The following is a 2,748-nucleotide window of genomic DNA, read 5'->3' on the forward strand; positions in this document are numbered from 1 at the left end:
TAAATTTAGCGCTAAATTTTACGCATAATCTTACAAAAAAAGGGAGTTAATGGAGCTTGTTATAGAGCTATTTCTTGCGATCACCGCGCTTGCGATAGTGCTAAATATCGTCTTTAAAATTTTTGAAATTCCCACTATCATCGGATATATCGTCGCGGGCGTGTGCTTTTCGCAGATCTATAGTCTAAGCAGTGTCGAAAACGCCCATATGTCTGAGCTGGCAGAATTTGGCATCGTCTTTTTGATGTTTACCATCGGGCTTGAGTTTAGCTTCCATCACCTGATGAGTATGAAAAAGGACGTATTTTTTAACGGCATACTCCAAGTACTCGGCACCGGTATTATCTTAGCGCTCATCATCGATCAAGCTTTCGGCGGAAACATAAAAACCGCGATGATTATCGGGCTTGCGCTCGCGCTTAGCTCTACGGCGATCGTGCTAAAAACGCTCAACGAAACAGGCGAAATCAACCAAAACTACGGGCGCAAGGTGCTTGGCATCCTGCTATTTCAAGACCTCGCCGTCATCCCTATTTTGCTGATGATTGACATATTCGGCTCGACCGACAATACCCCCGTGAATTATCTAATCTTAAAAACCGCCGTAAGCGCCGCCATAGTGGTAGTGATCCTTTTCGTGCTCGGCAAATTCGCCTTCAACCGCTTCCTCTACTACGTCGTAAGGACAAATTCTAAAGAAATTTTCATCGCGACCATCCTTTTTACCGTCGTGGGGGCTAGCTTTTTGGCGCATGTTTTTGGTTTTTCGTACACGCTGGGCGCATTCATCGCGGGCATGCTAATCGCAGAAACCGAGTATAAACACGAGATAGAGGCCGATCTGACGCCGTTTCGAGACATACTGCTCGGACTTTTTTTCATCACGATTGGTATGCAGATAAATTTTGAAGTCATCGTCTCGCACTATGGGCTAATCCTGCTCGCTATTATCGTTATAATGGCGCTTAAGACGGTCGTGATCTATGCGATCTTATTTCTCTCGACCGGCAAAAGGATAGCGCTAAAAGCGGCGCTGTCGCTATGCCAGATAGGTGAGTTTGCGCTTGCGATCTTTTCGCTGTTGATGAGCCGCGATATGCTAAGTAAGGAAAACGGGCAAATTTTAATCACGGTCGTAGCTACGACGATGATTTTAACGCCGTTTATTCTTAAAAATTTAAACAAAATCGCCAACCGCTTCGAGTCCAAGGTCGAAAAGCTCGAGGATGAGGAGCATAAAACTCAAATCCCGCCGATTAAAAATCATATCATTGTAGCAGGCTACGGCAGGATAGGGCAGGAAGTGGTGCTGCGCCTTAAAGATCAGGGGCTGCTATATGTAGTCGCTGAGAGCGATTTAGAACTTGTGGATCTCGGCAAATCGCGTGGAGAGAACATATACTTTGTAAATATAATGCAAAAAACTGCGATAGACGAGCTGCATGCGCGCGATGCGTCGGTCATCATCCTAACGATCGCAAATCAGCAAAAGCTCGACATTGTCGCCAAGATGCTAAACGGCTCTAATTTAAAAGCAAATATCATAGTGATGCATACGGGCGCTGATCCGCAAAGCGAGTTGCAGAGCGAATACGGCGAAAATTTTATCTTCGTAAAAAAGGAGAGAGTAGTAGCCAATGCGCTTTTACAAGAGGCGCTGAAATGCAAGCTAACGCAGTAGCCTTGAGCGTTTAAGATCAAATTTAAACGCATTTGCTATGCCTAAAATCTCCACGCTTCTTTATTCTTACTTCTATACTCAGCTAATTTGAAGCGTTTTAATAAACGCAGATAAATAGATATATTTATAATAGCTGACTTGCAAATTTTAAAGGTGCAAAGTGCTGCTTTGGATTGATTCAAATTCTAAATTTAAGCTGTCATTCCACAGCAAAAGGATACTCCGACAAGGAGCTGATGAAATATATTTGAGCGATAAAGTTATTTAAAAACTCGTTTAAATTTTTGCTCAAATTTAGCGGCTTCATCTTGGGTAGCTTGCGCCTCGCCGTTTGTTTTATTAAAATTTTGCTCGCCGGAAATTTTATCAGCGATGGCTCCGCCGATTTTTGTCTACGATTTTGGCGCCGGTAGATACACGGTCTCATCGGCGTCAAATTCCGGATTTGCGTTATATGTTATTATCGCCACCGGAATAGCGATAAAAATAGCGGGTATAATCTGACGTGTATCCCAGTCTATGTGATATTTTATCTGTAAATAAAATCCGATTAAAGCATAAAGGACGTAAAATATCGCAGCCACATGTATCCATATAAGCATAAAGGCTTTATCTGCATCACTAAATAAAAGCAGGGCATATTTTTTATACTTCAGCCTGTTTAGGCAGACGAGTATATTTATCGCAGATAGCGCGAGCATGCATAAAAACGACATTATGGGCGCATCATGTACAAACATAAGAAACACGACGATATAAATCAGAAAGGTCAAAAGCGTCCCGAAAAACAGATATCTACAAAAGCGAAATCTATCGTAGCTTTTTAAAATTTCTTGTAGAATTTGGCTGATGTCCGCGGGGATTTTGTCTTTTTGCGTTTTTACTGCCTTTCTCGGTTATTTTAGCTCAAATTTTGCTTTTTTACTCCGTAGCGTTTTAAATTTAATGAAGCGGGCTTTTTGACTTGCTTCTTTTTTGGCAGACAAGCGATCCCGTTTCACATTAAATTTTAAAAGCGAATACTTACCGGCTCTCGCAATTTAATCGATAAAATTTTTGGCAGGCTA

General features: G+C 42.0%; 2 protein-coding genes. One reads left to right on the forward strand and one right to left on the reverse strand.

The features are described 5' to 3' along the window. The first annotated feature begins 49 nt into the window (after positions 1-49). Entirely contained in the window at positions 50-1,681 is a 1,632-nt protein-coding gene (locus tag Q0198_RS04980; protein ID WP_297895726.1) for a cation:proton antiporter, read from the forward strand. 392 nt (positions 1,682-2,073) lie between these two features. Here Q0198_RS04980 and Q0198_RS04985 read toward each other — a convergent pair whose 3' ends face one another. Continuing rightward, the gene (locus Q0198_RS04985) at positions 2,074-2,454 is read right to left on the reverse strand and encodes a hypothetical protein (protein WP_297895729.1); all 381 of its coding nucleotides are present in this window, start codon (positions 2,452-2,454) and stop codon (positions 2,074-2,076) included. Positions 2,455-2,748: the final 294 nt, after the last annotated feature.

Origin of the sequence: uncultured Campylobacter sp. (assembly GCF_938045205.1) — a bacterium.
Lineage (GTDB): Bacteria > Campylobacterota > Campylobacteria > Campylobacterales > Campylobacteraceae > Campylobacter_B.

Excerpts from the sequence above, each read along its gene's own strand:
- Q0198_RS04980 (WP_297895726.1), top strand. The coding sequence starts at position 50 with ATGGAGCTTGTTATAGAGCTATTTCTTGCGATCACCGCGCTTGCGATA.